This window comes from Streptomyces sp. NPDC003327 (assembly GCF_053589515.1).
Genome location: NZ_JBSFSA010000005.1, coordinates 252008 through 268026 on the forward strand (window position 1 = coordinate 252008; position 16019 = coordinate 268026).

15 protein-coding genes and 4 tRNA genes are annotated in these 16019 nt (G+C 69.5%); 4 read left to right on the forward strand and 15 right to left on the reverse strand.

The window, feature by feature from the left end:
- Window positions 1-35: 35 nt before the first annotated feature.
- The 8 genes from rpoB to ACWDVG_RS07275 form a co-directional block, all read right to left on the reverse strand.
- The gene (rpoB, locus tag ACWDVG_RS07240; RefSeq protein ID WP_451696982.1) at window positions 36-3518 is read right to left on the reverse strand and encodes a DNA-directed RNA polymerase subunit beta; all 3483 of its coding nucleotides are present in this window, start codon (window positions 3516-3518) and stop codon (window positions 36-38) included.
- A 546-nt stretch (window positions 3519-4064) separates the two neighbouring features.
- On the reverse strand, window positions 4065-4451 hold the full coding sequence (gene rplL, locus ACWDVG_RS07245; RefSeq protein WP_150230718.1) for a 50S ribosomal protein L7/L12: 387 nt from the start codon (window positions 4449-4451) through the stop codon (window positions 4065-4067).
- A 111-nt stretch (window positions 4452-4562) separates the two neighbouring features.
- Window positions 4563-5093 (reverse strand): 50S ribosomal protein L10, encoded by a 531-nt coding sequence (rplJ, locus tag ACWDVG_RS07250; RefSeq protein WP_030757401.1) that lies wholly within the window; start codon window positions 5091-5093, stop codon window positions 4563-4565.
- Window positions 5094-5460: 367 nt separating this feature from the next.
- Window positions 5461-6189: a 50S ribosomal protein L1 gene (gene rplA / locus ACWDVG_RS07255; protein WP_451696985.1), complete on the reverse strand. Its 729-nt coding sequence runs from the start codon at window positions 6187-6189 to the stop codon at window positions 5461-5463.
- A gap of 79 nt (window positions 6190-6268) precedes the next feature.
- The gene (gene rplK / locus ACWDVG_RS07260; protein WP_030318720.1) at window positions 6269-6703 is read right to left on the reverse strand and encodes a 50S ribosomal protein L11; all 435 of its coding nucleotides are present in this window, start codon (window positions 6701-6703) and stop codon (window positions 6269-6271) included.
- Between the two features lie 159 nt (window positions 6704-6862).
- On the reverse strand, window positions 6863-7777 hold the full coding sequence (gene nusG / locus ACWDVG_RS07265) for a transcription termination/antitermination protein NusG (RefSeq protein WP_451696987.1): 915 nt from the start codon (window positions 7775-7777) through the stop codon (window positions 6863-6865).
- A 44-nt stretch (window positions 7778-7821) separates the two neighbouring features.
- The gene (gene secE, locus ACWDVG_RS07270) at window positions 7822-8109 is read right to left on the reverse strand and encodes a preprotein translocase subunit SecE (protein ID WP_451696989.1); all 288 of its coding nucleotides are present in this window, start codon (window positions 8107-8109) and stop codon (window positions 7822-7824) included.
- 104 nt (window positions 8110-8213) lie between these two features.
- A tRNA-Trp gene (locus ACWDVG_RS07275) sits at window positions 8214-8286 on the reverse strand.
- A 205-nt stretch (window positions 8287-8491) separates the two neighbouring features.
- Here ACWDVG_RS07275 and ACWDVG_RS07280 point away from each other — a divergent pair.
- On the forward strand, window positions 8492-9718 hold the full coding sequence (locus ACWDVG_RS07280; protein WP_451696991.1) for a pyridoxal phosphate-dependent aminotransferase: 1227 nt from the start codon (window positions 8492-8494) through the stop codon (window positions 9716-9718).
- A 118-nt stretch (window positions 9719-9836) separates the two neighbouring features.
- A complete protein-coding gene (locus tag ACWDVG_RS07285) occupies window positions 9837-10868 on the forward strand; it encodes an adenosine deaminase (protein ID WP_451696992.1) in 1032 nt (343 codons plus the stop codon).
- A gap of 104 nt (window positions 10869-10972) precedes the next feature.
- Here ACWDVG_RS07285 and ACWDVG_RS07290 read toward each other — a convergent pair whose 3' ends face one another.
- The 6 genes from ACWDVG_RS07290 to ACWDVG_RS07315 form a co-directional block, all read right to left on the reverse strand.
- On the reverse strand, window positions 10973-12031 hold the full coding sequence (locus ACWDVG_RS07290) for a UDP-N-acetylmuramate dehydrogenase (protein WP_451696993.1): 1059 nt from the start codon (window positions 12029-12031) through the stop codon (window positions 10973-10975).
- Window positions 12032-12089: 58 nt separating this feature from the next.
- Window positions 12090-12518, reverse strand: a complete 429-nt coding sequence (locus ACWDVG_RS07295) for a MaoC family dehydratase (protein ID WP_451696995.1) — start codon at window positions 12516-12518, stop codon at window positions 12090-12092.
- A 2-nt stretch (window positions 12519-12520) separates the two neighbouring features.
- Window positions 12521-12973, reverse strand: a complete 453-nt coding sequence (locus ACWDVG_RS07300; RefSeq protein WP_451696997.1) for an FAS1-like dehydratase domain-containing protein — start codon at window positions 12971-12973, stop codon at window positions 12521-12523.
- Between the two features lie 84 nt (window positions 12974-13057).
- Window positions 13058-13222 (reverse strand): 50S ribosomal protein L33, encoded by a 165-nt coding sequence (rpmG, locus tag ACWDVG_RS07305; RefSeq protein ID WP_003956487.1) that lies wholly within the window; start codon window positions 13220-13222, stop codon window positions 13058-13060.
- An 89-nt stretch (window positions 13223-13311) separates the two neighbouring features.
- A tRNA-Met gene (locus ACWDVG_RS07310) sits at window positions 13312-13384 on the reverse strand.
- Between the two features lie 41 nt (window positions 13385-13425).
- A tRNA-Thr gene (locus ACWDVG_RS07315) sits at window positions 13426-13498 on the reverse strand.
- A gap of 206 nt (window positions 13499-13704) precedes the next feature.
- On the opposite strand from ACWDVG_RS07315, the gene ACWDVG_RS07320 reads away from it, so the two are divergent.
- A complete protein-coding gene (locus tag ACWDVG_RS07320) occupies window positions 13705-14976 on the forward strand; it encodes an amidohydrolase family protein (RefSeq protein ID WP_451696998.1) in 1272 nt (423 codons plus the stop codon).
- A gap of 2 nt (window positions 14977-14978) precedes the next feature.
- Window positions 14979-15635, forward strand: a complete 657-nt coding sequence (locus tag ACWDVG_RS07325) for an SDR family oxidoreductase (protein WP_451697000.1) — start codon at window positions 14979-14981, stop codon at window positions 15633-15635.
- Between the two features lie 70 nt (window positions 15636-15705).
- Here the strand turns inward: ACWDVG_RS07325 and ACWDVG_RS07330 are convergent.
- Window positions 15706-15787: transfer RNA gene (locus tag ACWDVG_RS07330), tRNA-Tyr, on the reverse strand.
- Window positions 15788-16019 lie beyond the last annotated feature (232 nt).

Genomic DNA, 16019 nt, shown 5'->3' on the forward strand with positions numbered 1-16019 from the left:
GGGGGACCATCACTGGTCCCCCCGCCGGACTCCCGTCAGACCTCTTCGACGCTGCTCGGCTCGCGCCGGGACAGGTCGATACCGAGCTCCTCCGCAGCGCGGAAGACGTCCTCGTCGGTGTCGCGCATCTCGATGGACATGCCGTCCGAGGACAGCACCTCCACGTTGAGGCACAGGGACTGCATCTCCTTGATGAGCACCTTGAAGGACTCGGGGATGCCGGGCTCAGGGATGTTCTCGCCCTTGACGATGGCCTCGTAGACCTTCACGCGGCCGGTGACGTCGTCGGACTTGATCGTCAGCAGCTCCTGGAGGGCGTACGCGGCGCCGTAAGCCTCCAGCGCCCACACCTCCATCTCACCGAAGCGCTGGCCACCGAACTGGGCCTTACCACCCAGCGGCTGCTGGGTGATCATCGAGTACGGACCGGTCGACCGGGCGTGCAGCTTGTCGTCGACCAGGTGGTGGAGCTTGAGGATGTACATGTACCCGACCGAGATCGGGTCCGGGAACGGCTCGCCGGAGCGGCCGTCGAACAGACGCGCCTTGCCGGTGGGGAGCACCATGCGCTCGCCGTCGCGGTTCGGGATGGTGTGCTGGAGCAGACCCGCGAGCTCGTCCTCACGCGCACCGTCGAAGACCGGGGTGGCGACGTTGGTGCCGGGGGCGACCTGGTCGGCACCGATGGCCTGGAGGCGCTGCGCCCACTCGTCCGCGAGGCCGGAGACGTCCCAGCCGCGGCTGGCGAGCCAGCCGAGGTGGATCTCCAGGACCTGTCCCGGGTTCATTCGGGACGGGACGCCGAGCGGGTTGAGGATGATGTCGACCGGGGTGCCGTCCTCGAGGAAGGGCATGTCCTCGATCGGGAGGATCTTGGAGATGACGCCCTTGTTGCCGTGGCGGCCGGCGAGCTTGTCACCGTCGGTGATCTTGCGCTTCTGGGCGACGTAGACGCGGACCAGCTGGTTCACGCCCGGGGGAAGCTCGTCGCCCTCCTCGCGGTCGAAGACGCGGACGCCGATGACCTTGCCGGTCTCGCCGTGCGGGACCTTCAGCGAGGTGTCACGGACCTCACGGGCCTTCTCGCCGAAGATCGCGCGGAGCAGGCGCTCCTCCGGGGTCAGCTCGGTCTCGCCCTTGGGCGTGACCTTGCCGACCAGGATGTCGCCGGCGACGACCTCGGCACCGATGCGGATGATGCCGCGCTCGTCGAGGTCGGCGAGGACCTCCTCGGAGACGTTCGGGATGTCCCGGGTGATCTCCTCGGGCCCGAGCTTGGTGTCACGGGCGTCGACCTCGTGCTCCTCGATGTGGATCGAGGAGAGGACGTCGTCCTGCACGAGGCGCTGCGACAGGATGATCGCGTCCTCGTAGTTGTGGCCCTCCCACGGCATGAACGCGACGAGCAGGTTCTTGCCGAGCGCCATCTCGCCGTCTTCGGTGGCGGGACCGTCGGCGAGGACCTGGCCCTCGATGACGCGGTCGCCCTCGTCCACGACGACCTTCTGGTTCACAGAGGTGCCCTGGTTGGAGCGGGAGAACTTGTGCAGGCGGTACGTGATGTACGTGCCGTCGTCGTTGGCGACCGTGATGTAGTCGGCCGACAGCTCCTGGACGACACCGTCCTTCTCCGCCTTGAGCACGTCGCCGGCGTCGGTGGCGCAGCGGTACTCCATGCCGGTGCCGACGAGCGGGGCCTCCGACTTAATCAGCGGGACGGCCTGACGCATCATGTTCGCGCCCATGAGGGCACGGTTGGCGTCGTCGTGCTCGAGGAAGGGGATCATGGCGGTCGCGACCGACACCATCTGGCGCGGCGAGACGTCCATGTAGTCCACGTCCGACGGCTCGACGTAGTCGACCTCGCCGCCACGCTTGCGGACGAGGACGCGGTTCTCGGTGAACCGGAGGTTGTCGTCGAGCGCGGCGTTGGCCTGCGCGATGACGAACCGGTCCTCCTCGTCGGCGGTGACGTAGTCGACCTCGTCGGTGACCTGGCCGTCGACGACCTTGCGGTACGGCGTCTCGATGAAGCCGAACGCGTTGACGCGGCCGTACGAGGCGAGCGAACCGATCAGACCGATGTTCGGGCCTTCGGGGGTCTCGATCGGGCACATGCGTCCGTAGTGGGACGGGTGCACGTCTCGGACCTCGAAGCCGGCCCGCTCACGGGAGAGACCACCGGGACCCAGCGCCGAGAGACGACGCTTGTGCGTCAGACCCGACAGCGGGTTGTTCTGGTCCATGAACTGGGACAGCTGGCTGGTGCCGAAGAACTCCTTGATGGAGGCGACGACCGGCCGGATGTTGATCAGGGTCTGCGGCGTGATCGCCTCGACGTCCTGGGTGGTCATGCGCTCGCGGACGACGCGCTCCATACGAGCCAGACCCGTGCGGACCTGGTTCTGGATGAGCTCGCCGACGTTGCGCAGACGACGGTTGCCGAAGTGGTCGATGTCGTCGGTCTCGACGACGATCTCGTTGCCGTTCTCGCCGATCGTCTCGGTCTCGCCCGCGTGGAGCTTCACCAGGTACTTGATCGTGGCGATGATGTCGTCGGTGGTGAGGACACCGGCGTCCAGCGGCTCGTCGGCGCCGAGCTTCTTGTTCACCTTGTAGCGGCCGACCTTGGCGAGGTCGTATCGCTTCGGGTTGAAGTAGAGGTTCTCGAGCAGCGTCTGGGCGGCCTCGCGGGTCGGCGGCTCGCCCGGACGCAGCTTGCGGTAGATGTCGAGCAGCGCGTCGTCCTGGCCCTGGGTGTGGTCCTTCTCCAGGGTGGCGCGCATGGACTCGTACTCGCCGAACTCCTGCAGGATCTGCTCGGTGGTCCAGCCCAGAGCCTTCAGCAGGACGGTGACGGACTGCTTGCGCTTGCGGTCGATGCGGACGCCGACCAGGTCGCGCTTGTCGATCTCCATCTCCAGCCAGGCACCCCGGGACGGGATGATCTTGGCGGAGAAGATGTCCTTGTCGGACGTCTTGTCGATGGAGGAGTCGAAGTAGACACCCGGCGAACGGACCAGCTGCGACACGACGACACGCTCGGTGCCGTTGATGACGAAGGTGCCCTTGTTGGTCATGAGCGGGAAGTCGCCCATGAAGACCGTCTGGGACTTGATCTCGCCGGTCTCGTTGTTGGTGAACTCGGCGGTGACGAAGAGCGGGGCGCCGTACGTGAAGTCACGGTCCTTGCACTCGTCGATGGAGTTCTTCGGCGGCTCGAAGCGGTGGTCGCGGAAGGTCAGCGACATCGACCCGGAGAAGTCCTCGATCGGCGAGATCTCCTCGAAGATCTCCTCCAGGCCGGACTTCGTGGGGACGTCCTGTCCCGACTCAAGGGCGGCCTCGACGCGAGCCTTCCAGGCGGCGTTGCCGAGCAGCCAGTCAAAGCTCTCGGTCTGCAGCGCGAGGAGGTTCGGAACCTCGAGGGGCTCCTTGATCTTTGCAAAGGAGATGCGCAGCGGGGCGGTGCTGGCGCCGTTGTTCGTATTGGTCGAGGCGTTGCGCGAGGCGGCCAAGAGGGGGTCCTTCCGAGGGCTCGGACTCACTACGCGCGTACCGGTCCCCAGCGTGCTCGGCGGACGACTCTCCCGCATGACCGAAAGGCCAGGTCAGGACGGGTCTGCCGACGAAGCGGTTGCGAGGGTATGCCCCTGGTGACGGGCAGGGGGCAGCTAACAGGCAGCGCAAAGGGTCAGTGTAGCCACTTGGCTCACTGATGTCCAGGGCGACTTCTTCGCGACCCTCGTTGCTCTCAACTCCGCGGTACTCGCGCCTTGCGGCGCACCTCGATCCTGCCCGTTCGGTCGTCGATCCATGCCTCGGAAACGGATCGTTGTGACGACGCGTCCTGAGAATTGCGCGCCGCGTGCGGTTCGTCAAGACCCGCCGGTCTGCGGGGCGCACGGCGAAGATCACCATACTCCGCTTCCGGCCCTGCTCAGGAACCCCGCCACGCCCGTTCGCGGGAACGCCGAAGGGCGACCACCCAGATGGATGATCGCCCTTCGGTGCCTCCGCGTTACACGGGGGCGGGAGTCAGACTCGGCGAGCCCGAAACGGTCTTACTTGACCGTGACGGAGGCGCCGGCGGCCTTGAGGGACTCGGCAGCCTTCTCGGCGGCCTCCTTCGCGACCTTCTCGAGGACCGGCTTCGGGGTGCCGTCGACGAGGTCCTTGGCCTCCTTGAGGCCCAGGGAGGTGAGCTCGCGCACGACCTTGATGACCTGGATCTTCTTGTCGCCGGCACCCTCGAGGATGACGTCGAACTCGTCCTGCTCCTCGGCCGCACCGGCAGCGTCGCCGCCACCAGCCGCGGGGGCGGCAACAGCGACGGCCGCGGCGGCGGTGACGTCGAACTTCTCCTCGAAGGCCTTCACGAACTCGGAGAGCTCGATGAGGGTCATCTCCTCGAACTGGGCGAGGAGGTCGTCCTGAGAGAGCTTCGCCATGATGGGCGATCCTTCCACTAATTCGGCAGGTGCCGATGTGTCTATAGAGGCGGGCGTATCGGCCCGCTACGACCCGCGCACTAGGCGGCGCGGATCAATGCGCGAGCCGAGTTACTCGGCACCGCCCTGCTCGGCCTGCTTGGCGCGAAGAGCGTCCACGGTGCGGACGAGCTTCGACGGCAGCGCCTGGAAGAGCTGAGCAGCCTGGGACTGCTTGCCCTTGAAGGCACCGGCCAGCTTGCTGAGCAGAACCTCGCGGGACTCGAGGTCCGCAAGCTTCTTGATGTCGTCGGCGGAGAGAGCCTTACCGTCAAGGACACCGGCCTTGATGATGAGGTTCGGGTTCTCCTTGGCGAAGTCACGCAGGGCCTTCGCCGACTCCACCGGGTCACCGGTGACGAAGGCGACCGCGGTCGGACCAGCGAAGTGCTCGTCCAGTGCGGTGATCCCGGCCTCGTTGGCCGCGATCTTGGTCAGCGTGTTCTTCACCACGGCGTACTGGGCGTTCTCACCGAGAGAGCGACGCAGCGTCTTGAGCTGCGCGACGGTGAGACCCCGGTACTCGGTCAGCACGGCGGCGTTGGAGCTCTGGAACGCGTCCTTGAGCTCGGCCACCGATGCAGCCTTGTTGGGCGTCGGCATAGTGCGTCGGCCTCCTTCCGGGTGATGAGGACCGCTCAGAAGGGGCTGGACAAACGAAAACGCCCCGGGCGCAGGCGCACGGGGCTCAGCTCGACCGCATCACGAGGATCCGGGAACTCATCCACAGTCACCTGCGCGGGTCGCTCGCATCTTCCAGCGAATCCTTCGGCCTCCGCACCCCAACGGGCACAGCGACGACCAGCGGTCTTTGGCTTCTTCAAGAGAGTACGTGACGGTGACGCCCTCGGGCAAATCGGCCCCTGAGGGCCTCCAGGAGCCCTGCGGGGGCCGTGGACGAGAGAAGCCGGCCCCCGCTCCTCCGGAGAGGTGCGGGGGCCGGCTTGACCACTCAGTGAGCCGTGTGGGCTCAGACCGCGGCCGGGTCCTCCTCGACGAGGAGGTTACGGGTGCGGTTGGCGTCCAGCGGGATGCCGGGGCCCATCGTCGTCGTCAGGGTCGCCTTCTTGATGTAGCGGCCCTTGGCGGCGGACGGCTTCAGACGGAGGATCTCCTCCAGAGCCGCGGCGTAGTTCTCGACCAGCTTCGTCTCGTCGAAGGAGACCTTGCCGATGATGAAGTGCAGGTTCGAGTGCTTGTCGACGCGGAACTCGATCTTGCCGCCCTTGATGTCGTTGACGGCCTTCACGACGTCGGGGGTGACGGTGCCGGTCTTCGGGTTCGGCATGAGACCACGCGGGCCGAGGACACGGCCGAGGCGGCCGACCTTGCCCATGAGGTCCGGGGTGGCCACCACGGCGTCGAACTCGTTCAGGCGGTTGCCCTTGGAGATCTCGTCGATGAGCTCGTCGGAGCCGACGATGTCGGCGCCCGCGGCGATCGCGGCCTCGGCACGGTCACCGGTCGCGAAGACCAGGACCCGGGCGGTCTTACCGGTGCCGTGCGGAAGGTTCACGGTGCCACGGACCATCTGGTCGGCCTTGCGCGGGTCGACGCCCAGGCGGAAGGCGACCTCGACGGTGCCGTCGAACTTGGTGGTGGCGGTGTCCTTGGCGAGACGGACGGCCTCGAGGGGAGCGTAGTTCCGCTCGCGGTCGACCTTGGCGTCCGCGCCGCGGAGAGCCTTGCTGCGCTTCACTTCTTCTCCTGTTGGTTCAGGTGTGGAGTCGTGGTGCGGGCCAGCGCCGGCCCTACCACTGAGGTGACGAAGGGGGTGATCAGCCCTCGACCGTGATGCCCATGGAGCGGGCGGTGCCGGCGATGATCTTCGACGCGGCGTCCAGGTCGTTGGCGTTCAGGTCGGGCAGCTTGACCGTGGCGATCTCGCGGACCTGAGCGGCCGTGAGCTTCGCGACCTTGGTCTTGTGCGGCTCGCCGGAGCCCTTGTCCACACCAGCGGCCTTGAGGATCAGCTTCGCGGCCGGCGGGGTCTTGGTGATGAAGGTGAAGGAGCGGTCCTCGTAGACCGTGATCTCCACCGGCACGACCATGCCACGCTGCGACTCGGTCGCGGCGTTGTAGGCCTTGCAGAACTCCATGATGTTGACGCCGTGCTGACCCAGCGCGGGGCCGACCGGCGGGGCCGGGTTTGCGGCACCGGCGTTGATCTGGAGCTTGATGAGCCCCGTGACCTTCTTCTTCTTGGGAGGCATTGCTCTCTCCGGGTCCTAGTGAGAGTTTTCAGCCGATCCATCCGGTCATCCGGATGGAGGCATACCGCACAACGATAACGGGTATAGCCGTGCGTCCAAAAACCGAGCAGGTCAGAGCGGCTTTCACAGCCACTCTGACCTGGTCGGAAACCTGTGGGGTCAGTTCTTCTGGATCTGGTCGAAGCTGAGCTCGACCGGGGTCTCGCGACCGAAGATCTCCACCAGACCCTTGACCTTCTTCGAGTCGGCGTTGATCTCGTTGATCGTGGCCTGGAGGGTGGCGAAGGGGCCGTCGGTGACGGTGACCGAGTCGCCGACCTCGAAGTCCAGGACCTGGACCTCCAGCTTGCGGGCCGGAGCCGGCTTGCCCTCGGCCTCGGCGGCCTCGCGGGCGGCCTTCTCCTCGGCCTCCGGGGCGAGCATCTTGACGATCTCGTCCAGGGTCAGCGGGTACGGGTCGTAGGCGTTGCCGACGAAGCCGGTGACACCGGGCGTGTTGCGGACGACGCCCCAGGACTCGTTCGTCAGGTCCATGCGGACGAGAACGTAGCCGGGAAGCTTGTTCTGCTTGACGTTCTTCCGCTCGCCGCCCTTGATCTGGACGATCTCTTCCTCGGGGACCTCGGCCTGGTAGATGAAGTCCTCGACGTTGAGGGAGACGGCGCGCTGCTCCAGGTTGGCCTTCACGCGCTTCTCGTAGCCCGCGTAGGTGTGGATGACGTACCACTCGCCGGGCAGGGTGCGCAGTTCCTCGCGGAGCGCGGCGACCGGGTCGACCGGGGCGGCCGGTTCGGCCTCCTCCTCGGTCTCCTCCGCGGCGGCCTCGACCTCGGCGTCCTCCTCGACGGAGTCGTCGGCGTCCGAAGCGGCGTCCTCGTCGGACTCCTCGACCTCGTCGGCGTCGTCCGCGTCCTCGTCGTCCTCCGCCTCGACGTGGAGGGCCTCGTCCTCGGCGGCCTCGCCGGCGAAGTCGTCTGCAGCGTCGGCCCGGTCCTCGTCGGCGGCCTCGACGATGTCCAGCTCGTCCTCGACGGACTCGGACTCGAAGGCGTCGTTCAGGTTCGCGTCAGACACGGTGGCTGCTTCTTCCTGCGATACAGATGGGGTGGAACAAAAAGTCAGCCGAAGACGTACTTGACTGCTTCCTGGAAGCCATAGTCAATCACGGTGACAAGGCCGATCATGATGACGACGAAGACAATCACCACGGTGGTGTACGTCGTGAGCTGGCTGCGCGTAGGCCAGACGACCTTGCGGAGCTCTGCGACGATCTGGCGGTAGAAGAGCGCGAGACGGCCGAGAGGGCCCTTCTTTCCGCGCTTGCCGCCCTTGCGGCCCTTCTTCTTCGACTCCGCGGCCTCGTCTTCGGCATCAGGCATGTCGATGGAGCCTACGGCGTCCGTCACGATCTCTCACCTGATTCCGGGTCGTGGCCGTGCCGCGCCCGGGTGGAGCCGCACGGCGGTGCAATGAAGACGTACATGCGCACACAACCTGGCGGTGTGTGTAGCAGGGCCGGAGGGACTTGAACCCCCAACCGCCGGTTTTGGAGACCGGTGCTCTACCAATTGAGCTACGACCCTTTGCTGCGTCCCCCAACCTACCGCATCGTGAGATGTGGTCGGTGCGGGCCAACGAGGAGTGAGTGTACGTGGTCCGGGGGCTCCGCGTCGAACAGAAACCAGCCGGGCCCGCCGCCGGACGCGCGTACGACCAGGAATGACCGTTCCTGTCCGCTCCGTGAAACCTGTGTGCCGGGCCCGGAGACGGTCTGGGACGATGGGCCGCATGAGCGCTGCTACCCCTCCCACCGAGCGTCGGGTCTCCGCCCGTGTCGGTGCGATCTCCGAGTCCGCCACCCTCGCCGTCGACGCCAAGGCCAAGGCCCTCAAGGCCGCCGGTCGCCCGGTGATCGGTTTCGGCGCCGGTGAGCCCGACTTCCCGACTCCGGACTACATCGTCGAGGCGGCCGTCGAGGCCTGCAGGAACCCCAAGTACCACCGCTACACGCCGGCCGGCGGTCTGCCCGAGCTGAAGGCCGCGATCGCCGCCAAGACGCTGCGCGACTCCGGTTACGAGATCGACGCCTCCCAGGTGCTGGTGACCAACGGCGGCAAGCAGGCGATCTACGAGGCCTTCGCCGCGATCCTCGACCCGGGTGACGAGGTCATCGTCCCGGCGCCGTACTGGACGACGTACCCGGAGTCGATCCGGCTGGCCGGCGGCGTCCCGGTGGAGGTCGTGGCCGACGAGACGACCGGCTACCGCGTGTCGGTGGAGCAGCTGGAGGCGGCCCGCACGGAGAAGACCAAGGTCGTCCTCTTCGTCTCCCCCTCGAACCCGACCGGCGCCGTCTACAGCGAGGCCGAGACCGAGGCGATCGGCCGCTGGGCCGTCGAGCACGGCCTGTGGGTCCTCACGGACGAGATCTACGAGCACCTGGTCTACGGCGACGCGTCCGCCGTCTCGCTGCCCTCGGTCCTCCCCGAGCTGCGCGACAAGTGCATCGTCGTGAACGGCGTGGCGAAGACGTACGCGATGACGGGCTGGCGCGTGGGCTGGATCATCGGCCCGAAGGACGTCGTGAAGGCCGCGACCAACCTGCAGTCGCACGCCACCTCCAACGTCTCCAACGTGGCCCAGATCGCCGCGCTCGCCGCCGTCTCCGGCAACCTCGACGCGGTCGAGGAGATGGGCCGCGCCTTCGACCGGCGCCGCCAGACGATCGTGCGGATGCTGAACGAGATCGAGGGCGTCTACTGCCCGACGCCGGAGGGCGCCTTCTACGCGTACCCGTCGGTGAAGGGGCTGCTCGGCAAGGAGATCCGCGGCAAGCGCCCGCAGGACTCGGTCGAGCTGGCCGCCCTGATCCTCGACGAGGCCGAGGTCGCGGTCGTCCCGGGCGAGGCCTTCGGCACGCCGGGTTACCTGCGCCTGTCGTACGCGCTCGGTGACGAGGACCTGGTGGAGGGCGTGTCCCGGATCCAGAAGCTCCTGGCCGAGGCCCGCGCCTGATCGGCCCTGCGGACGGGCCCCCGGTTCCTCGGAACCGGGGGCCCGTTTGTGCGTTCGGGGAGGTCCCGATGGGGGAATCACCGTGCATACCGCCATTCGGGTAAGGCAGGATCGGCCGATGGAGCACCTTCACCGCGACCTCAGCACTCTTCCCAAGGCCCATCTGCACCTGCACTTCACGGGTTCGATGCGGCCCTCGACCCTGCTCGAACTGGCCGACAAGTACGGGGTGCACCTTCCCGAGGCCCTCAAGAGCGGTACGCCCCCGAAGCTCCGGGCCACCGACGAGCGCGGCTGGTTCCGCTTCCAGCGGCTGTACGACATCGCCCGCTCGTGCCTGCGCGAGCCGGAGGACATCCGGCGGCTGGTGCGGGAGGCCGCGGAGGAGGACGTGCGGGACGGCTCGGGGTGGCTGGAGATCCAGGTCGACCCGACCTCGTACGCGCCGCACCTCGGCGGCCTCATCCCGGCCCTCGACGTCATCCTGGACGCGGTCGAGGCTGCCTCCCGGGAGACCGGGCTCGGGATGCGGGTCCTGGTGGCGGCGAACCGGATGAAGCACCCCCTGGAGGCGCGTACGCTCGCCCGGCTCGCCGTGCGGTACGCGGACCGGGGCGTCGTCGGCTTCGGGCTCTCCAACGACGAGCGGCGCGGGATGGCCCGCGACTTCGACCGGGCCTTCGCCATCGCCCGCGAGGGCGGCCTGCTCGCGGCCCCGCACGGCGGCGAGCTGACCGGCCCCGCGTCCGTACGGGACTGCCTGGACGACCTGCGGGCCTCGCGGATCGGCCACGGGGTGCGGGCGGCGGAGGACCCGCGGCTGCTGCGGAAGCTCGCCGAGAAGGGCGTGACCTGCGAGGTGTGCCCGGCGTCGAACGTGGCCCTCGGCGTGTACGAGAAGCCGGAGGACGTGCCGCTGCGGACGCTGTTCGAGGCCGGGGTGCCGATGGCGCTCGGCGCCGACGACCCGCTGCTCTTCGGCTCCCGGCTCGCGGCCCAGTACGAGATCGCCCGCCGCCACCACGGTTTCACGGACGCCGAGCTCGCGGAGCTGGCCCGCCAGTCGGTGCGCGGCTCGGCGGCCCCGGAGGACGTCCGGGCGAAGCTGCTCGCGGGGATCGACGACTGGCTGGCGCTGCCGGCCGGCTGAGCGCACGCACCTCCACGCGCGGAGGACCGCCGCCTGGGTCGTTTCTTTCGGATCAGGCCGGAGGAGCGGGCGTCGGGAGCCCGGCAAGATCCGGAAGAGACGGCCTAGAGCTCGACGCCCACGGTCACGGGCTCGTTGACCAGGGTGATCCCGAAGGCGTCCCGGACCCCGGCGACGACCTCGCGGGCCAGGGCCAGCAGGTCCTCGGTGGTCGCCTCGCCGCGGTTGGTGAGGGCGAGGGTGTGCTTGGTGGAGATGCGGGCGGGCCCGGAGCCGTACCCCTTGGTGAATCCGGCCCGGTCGATCAGCCAGGCAGCCGACGTCTTCACGGCGCCGTCCTCGCCCGCGGGGAAGGCCGGCGGGGTGACGTCCGGGCCGAGCCGCTCGGCCACGCGCCCGAGGAACGTCTCGTACTCCCCGGCGGTGAGGATCGGGTTGGTGAAGAACGATCCGGCGGACCAGGTGTCGTGGTCCTCGGGGTCGAGCACCATGCCCTTCCCGGCGCGCAGCGCGAGGACGGTCTCGCGGGCGGCCGCGAGCGGCACCCGGTCGCCCGCCTCGACGCCGAGGGCGCGGGCGGTCTCCGCGTACTTGACGGGGGCGGACATCCCGTCCGCGTCCTCCAGCTCGAAGCGGACCCGCAGCACGACGTACCGCTCGGGGTGCTCCTTGAAGAGACTGTGCCGGTACGAGAAGGCGCACTCGGCGTTCGTGAGGGTGACGGTCTCCCCGGTCCTGCGGTCGTACGCGACGACCTCGGTGACGGTGGCGGAGACGTCCTGCCCGTACGCGCCGACGTTCTGGATCGGCGTGGCGCCGGCCGAGCCGGGGATGCCGGCCAGGCACTCGATCCCGGCGAGCCCGGCCTCCACGGTCCGTGCCACGGCGTCCGTCCAGACCTCGCCCGCGGCGAGCTCCAGCCGGGTCCCGTCGAGCGAGAACCCGGTGGTGGCGATGCGCAGGGCGGTCCCGTCGAAGCCCTTGTCGCCGATGACCAGGTTGGACCCGCCGCCGATGACCAGGAGCGGCGTCCCGTCGGCGTCGGCCTCGCGGACCGCGGCGACGACCTCGTCGTCGGTGGTGGCGGTCACGAGCCGGGTGGCGGGGCCGCCGAGCCGGAAGGTGGTGAGGGGCGCGAGGGGGGCGTCGTTGAGGAGCTGCACGGCACCAAGGGTACGGCCGCCCTTCCTCCGTGGAGGAAAGGCGGCCGTGGGGCGCGGGTCAGGCCAGGCGGACGACGGCCCGGCTCATGCCCAGGACCTTCTGGCCGGCGCTCATGGCGGTGAGGTCCACGCGGACCTGCTTGTCGTCGAGCTTCGCCGCGACCTTGGCGCTGACCTCGACGAGGGCGCCGGTGTCGTCGTTCGGGACGACGACGGGCCGGGTGAAGCGGACGCCGTATTCGACGACGGCGGCGGGGTCGCCGGTCCAGTCGGTGACGACGCGGATCGCCTCGGCCATGGTGAACATGCCGTGGGCGATGACGTCGGGGAGGCCGACCTCGACCGCGAACTTCTCGTTCCAGTGGATGGGGTTGAAGTCCCCGGAGGCGCCGGCGTACCGGACGAGCGTGGCGCGCGTCACGGGGAAGCTCTGCGCGGGGAGCTCGGTGCCGACCTCGACCTCGTCGTAGGCGATCTGGGCGGTCATGGTCAGGCCTCCTCGGGGGCGCGGGAGACGAGCTTGGTCCAGGCGGTGACGACGTGCTCGCCGGAGGCGTCGTGGACCTCGCCGCGGATGTCGAGGACGTCGTTGCCCGCGAGGGACTTGATGGCCTCGATGGTGGAGGTGACCGAGAGGCGGTCGCCGGCGCGGACGGGCCGGGTGTACGCGAACTTCTGGTCGCCGTGGACGACGCGGTCGTAGTCGAGACCGAGCTGCGGGTCCTCGACCACCTGTCCCGCGGCCTTGAACGTGATGGCGAACACGAACGTCGGCGGGGCGATCACGTCGGGGTGCCCGAACGCCTTCGCGGCTTCGGTGTCGGTGTACGCGGGATTCGCGTCCCCGATCGCCTCGGCGAATTCGCGGATCTTCTCGCGGCCCACCTCGTAGGGCGCGGTGGGCGGATAGGTCCGGCCCACGAAGGACTGGTCGAGCGCCATGGACTCGATACCTCCTGCTGGATCTGTTGCGACAAACGCCACGAGGCCGCTCCCGAGTGGGAGCGGCCTCGTGAACGAGCCTGGTTAGCGCGTCTCGCGGTGCGCGGTGTGCGAGTTGCAGCGAGGGCAGTGCTTCTTCATCTCAAGACGGTCCGGGTTGTTGCGCCGGTTCTTCTTGGTGATGTAGTTCCGCTCCTTGCACTCCACGCAGGCCAGCGTGATCTTCGGGCGGACGTCGGTGGCAGCCACGTGAGTGCTCCTTGGACGGACGGTTGGACGGATGAACGCATAAAAGGGTAGCCGATCGAAGGACCGACCCCGCAATCGGCTACCGTGTGTAGCGGTGACCGGACTTGAACCGGTGACACAGCGATTATGAGCCGCTTGCTCTACCGACTGAGCTACACCGCTTTGATGATCGGAACCGCCCGAAGGCGGATCCTTCTCACCAGAGCCCCAATACGGAATCGAACCGTAGACCTTCTCCTTACCATGGAGACGCTCTGCCGACTGAGCTATTGGGGCGAGCGAGGAAGACATTACACGCTCCCGCGCCCATCACCCAAATCCGTTTCCCCGGGACGCGCGGGACCGCCGCCTAGGCCACTCGTGGCCTCATCGGTACGACTATTGCGCTCCTCCTCGAAGGCGGCTGCGGCCGCCCCTAGGCTCTCCCCCACGCTGCGTGATCTTGATCTTGGCGAGTCAGCCGCGAGCCCCCGAGGAGCCCGATGTCAGCCGACAGCAAGCAGCCCCAGCCGCCGCCGGAGGACGGGGCCGCGACGACCGCCGAGTCGAACTCGCTGCTGCTGTCCCACGCCCGGCTCACGGACGGCAGGACCGTGGACGTACGGCTCGTGCGCGGCCGGATCGAGGCCGTCGGCACGGCGGGCAGCCTCGCCACCTCGGGCGCCCGCGTCGACCTGGCCGGCTATCTGCTGCTCCCCGCTCCCGCCGAGCCCCACGCCCACTCCGACACGGCGCTCACCGCCGACGGCCCCGGCCCCGTCCCGTACGCCCCCGACGAGGTGCAGCGCCGGGCCACCGAGGCGGCGCTGCTCCAGCTGGGGCACGGGGCCACCGGGCTCCGCGCGCACGTGCGGATCGGCGACGTGCAGGGCCTCGGGGCGCTGGAGGCCGTGCTCCAGGCGCGCCGCTCGCTGCGCGGGCTCGCGGACCTGACGGCGGTGGCGGTGCCGCGGCTCCTGACCGGAGCGGCGGGCGCGGACGGCCTGGCGATGCTGCGGGACGCGGTGAAGATGGGCGCCGGGGTCGTCGGGGGCTGTCCGGACCTGGACCCCGATCCGGCGGGGTACGTGGAGGCGGTCCTGGACCTTGCCGCCGAGCACGGCTGCCCGGTGGACCTGCACACCGACGGGGACGACCCGGCGCGGCTCGCCCGGCTCGCGGCGATGGCCGGCGGGCTGCGGCCGGGGGTCACGATCGGGCCGTGCGCGGGGCTCGGGCGGCTGCCCGCGGACGTGGCCGGCCGGGCCGCCGACCAGCTGGCCGCGGCCGGGGTGACCGTGGTCTGCCTGCCGCAGGGCGGCTGCGCCGGGACGGAGCGGCGCGGGGTGGCGCCCGTACGGCTGCTGCGGTCGGCCGGCGTGCGGGTCGCGGCGGGCGGCGGGGCGCTGCGGGACCTGGCCAATCCGGTGGGGCGCGGGGACCCGCTGGAGTCGGCGTACCTGCTGGCGTCGCTCGGCGGGCTCGCTCCCCAGGAGGCGTACGCGGCGGTGAGCGCCGAGGCGCGGGCGGCGATGGGCCTGCCGGAGGTGCGGGTGGAGGCCGGCTTCCCGGCCGAGCTGCTCGCGGTGCGGGGCGAGCGGCTCGCGGGCGTGCTGTCCCTGGCGTACAGCCGGATCGTGGTGCACCGGGGGCGGGTGGTGGCGCGGACGAGCGCCGTGCGGGAGTACTGCGACTCGGCGGCGGCCCTGGACCTGCCCCGGCAGGCGCGCCCGGACTCCGGAGGCCCCGGCGGGCCCGGAGCCGTACGGTCGTGAGTATGCGCATCGTCATCGCTGGAGGACACGGACGGATCGCCCTGCGCCTGGAGCGGCTGCTCTCGGAGGCGGGGCACGAGGTGGCGGGGATCGTCCGCCGCGAGGAGCAGTCGGCGGACCTGAGGGCGGCGGGCGCGGAGCCCGTGGTCCTGGACCTGGAGTCGGCGTCGGTCGCGGAGGTGGCGGCGGCCCTGGAGGGCGCGGGTGCGGTCGTCTTCGCGGCGGGCGCGGGCCCGGGCAGCGGCACGGCCCGCAAGGAGACGGTGGACCGCGGGGCGGCGGTGCTGTTCGCGGACGCGGCGGAGCGGGCGGGGGTGCGGCGCTACGTGATGGTCTCGTCGATGGGCGCGGACGCGGGGCACGCGGGCGACGAGGTCTTCGACGTGTACCTGCGGGCGAAGGGCGAGGCGGACGACGCGATCCGGGCCCGGCCGGCCCTGGAGTGGACGATCCTGCGCCCGGGCACGCTGACGGACGACGAGGGCACGGGCCTGGTCCGTCTGGAGGCGTACACGGGCGGCGGCCGGATCTCCCGCGACGACGTGGCGGCGGTCCTGGCCGAACTCCTCGACACCCCGGCGACGGCGGGCCTCACCCTGGAACTGGTCGCGGGCTCGACGCCGGTCCCGGTCGCGGTCCGCGACGTGGCGGGCAACTGACGCGCGTCCCCGGCCCCGTACATGCGAGAAGGTCCCCGGTGTCGGAACACCGGGGACCTTCTGCATCGCGTGGCGGCGCCAGGATTCGAACCTGGGTAGGCTAAGCCGACGGATTTACAGTCCGCTCCCATTGGCCACTCGGGCACACCGCCATGGGATCGCTGCCCCGAACTCCGCTTTTCGGCGGCGCTCCGTGGCAACGACGTAAACGATACCCGATCCCCGGGGGTGCTTCGCCACCGGATTGATCAGCGGATGGGGCGGCGGGACACCCCCCAGGGGGTGTCCCGTCGATCAGGCCGGATCAGGGAGCGGCGGCTGGTGCGTGCGATCGCAAGGCGGAGGAGGGAGGCGATGCGGAGCATCGGGCGACCGACGACAACG

What these genes read in the sequence shown, in the direction of transcription:
- rplL (WP_150230718.1), bottom strand. Translation starts at nt 4,451, where the DNA reads ATGGCGAAGCTCTCTCAGGACGACCTCCTCGCCCAGTTCGAGGAGATG.
- rplJ (WP_030757401.1), bottom strand. Translation starts at nt 5,093, where the DNA reads ATGCCGACGCCCAACAAGGCTGCATCGGTGGCCGAGCTCAAGGACGCG.
- rplK (WP_030318720.1), bottom strand. Translation starts at nt 6,703, where the DNA reads ATGCCTCCCAAGAAGAAGAAGGTCACGGGGCTCATCAAGCTCCAGATC.
- ACWDVG_RS07280 (WP_451696991.1), top strand. Translation starts at nt 8,492, where the DNA reads ATGAGCGCTGCTACCCCTCCCACCGAGCGTCGGGTCTCCGCCCGTGTC.
- ACWDVG_RS07285 (WP_451696992.1), top strand. Translation starts at nt 9,837, where the DNA reads ATGGAGCACCTTCACCGCGACCTCAGCACTCTTCCCAAGGCCCATCTG.
- ACWDVG_RS07295 (WP_451696995.1), bottom strand. Translation starts at nt 12,518, where the DNA reads ATGACCGCCCAGATCGCCTACGACGAGGTCGAGGTCGGCACCGAGCTC.
- ACWDVG_RS07300 (WP_451696997.1), bottom strand. Translation starts at nt 12,973, where the DNA reads ATGGCGCTCGACCAGTCCTTCGTGGGCCGGACCTATCCGCCCACCGCG.
- ACWDVG_RS07320 (WP_451696998.1), top strand. Translation starts at nt 13,705, where the DNA reads ATGTCAGCCGACAGCAAGCAGCCCCAGCCGCCGCCGGAGGACGGGGCC.
- ACWDVG_RS07325 (WP_451697000.1), top strand. Translation starts at nt 14,979, where the DNA reads ATGCGCATCGTCATCGCTGGAGGACACGGACGGATCGCCCTGCGCCTG.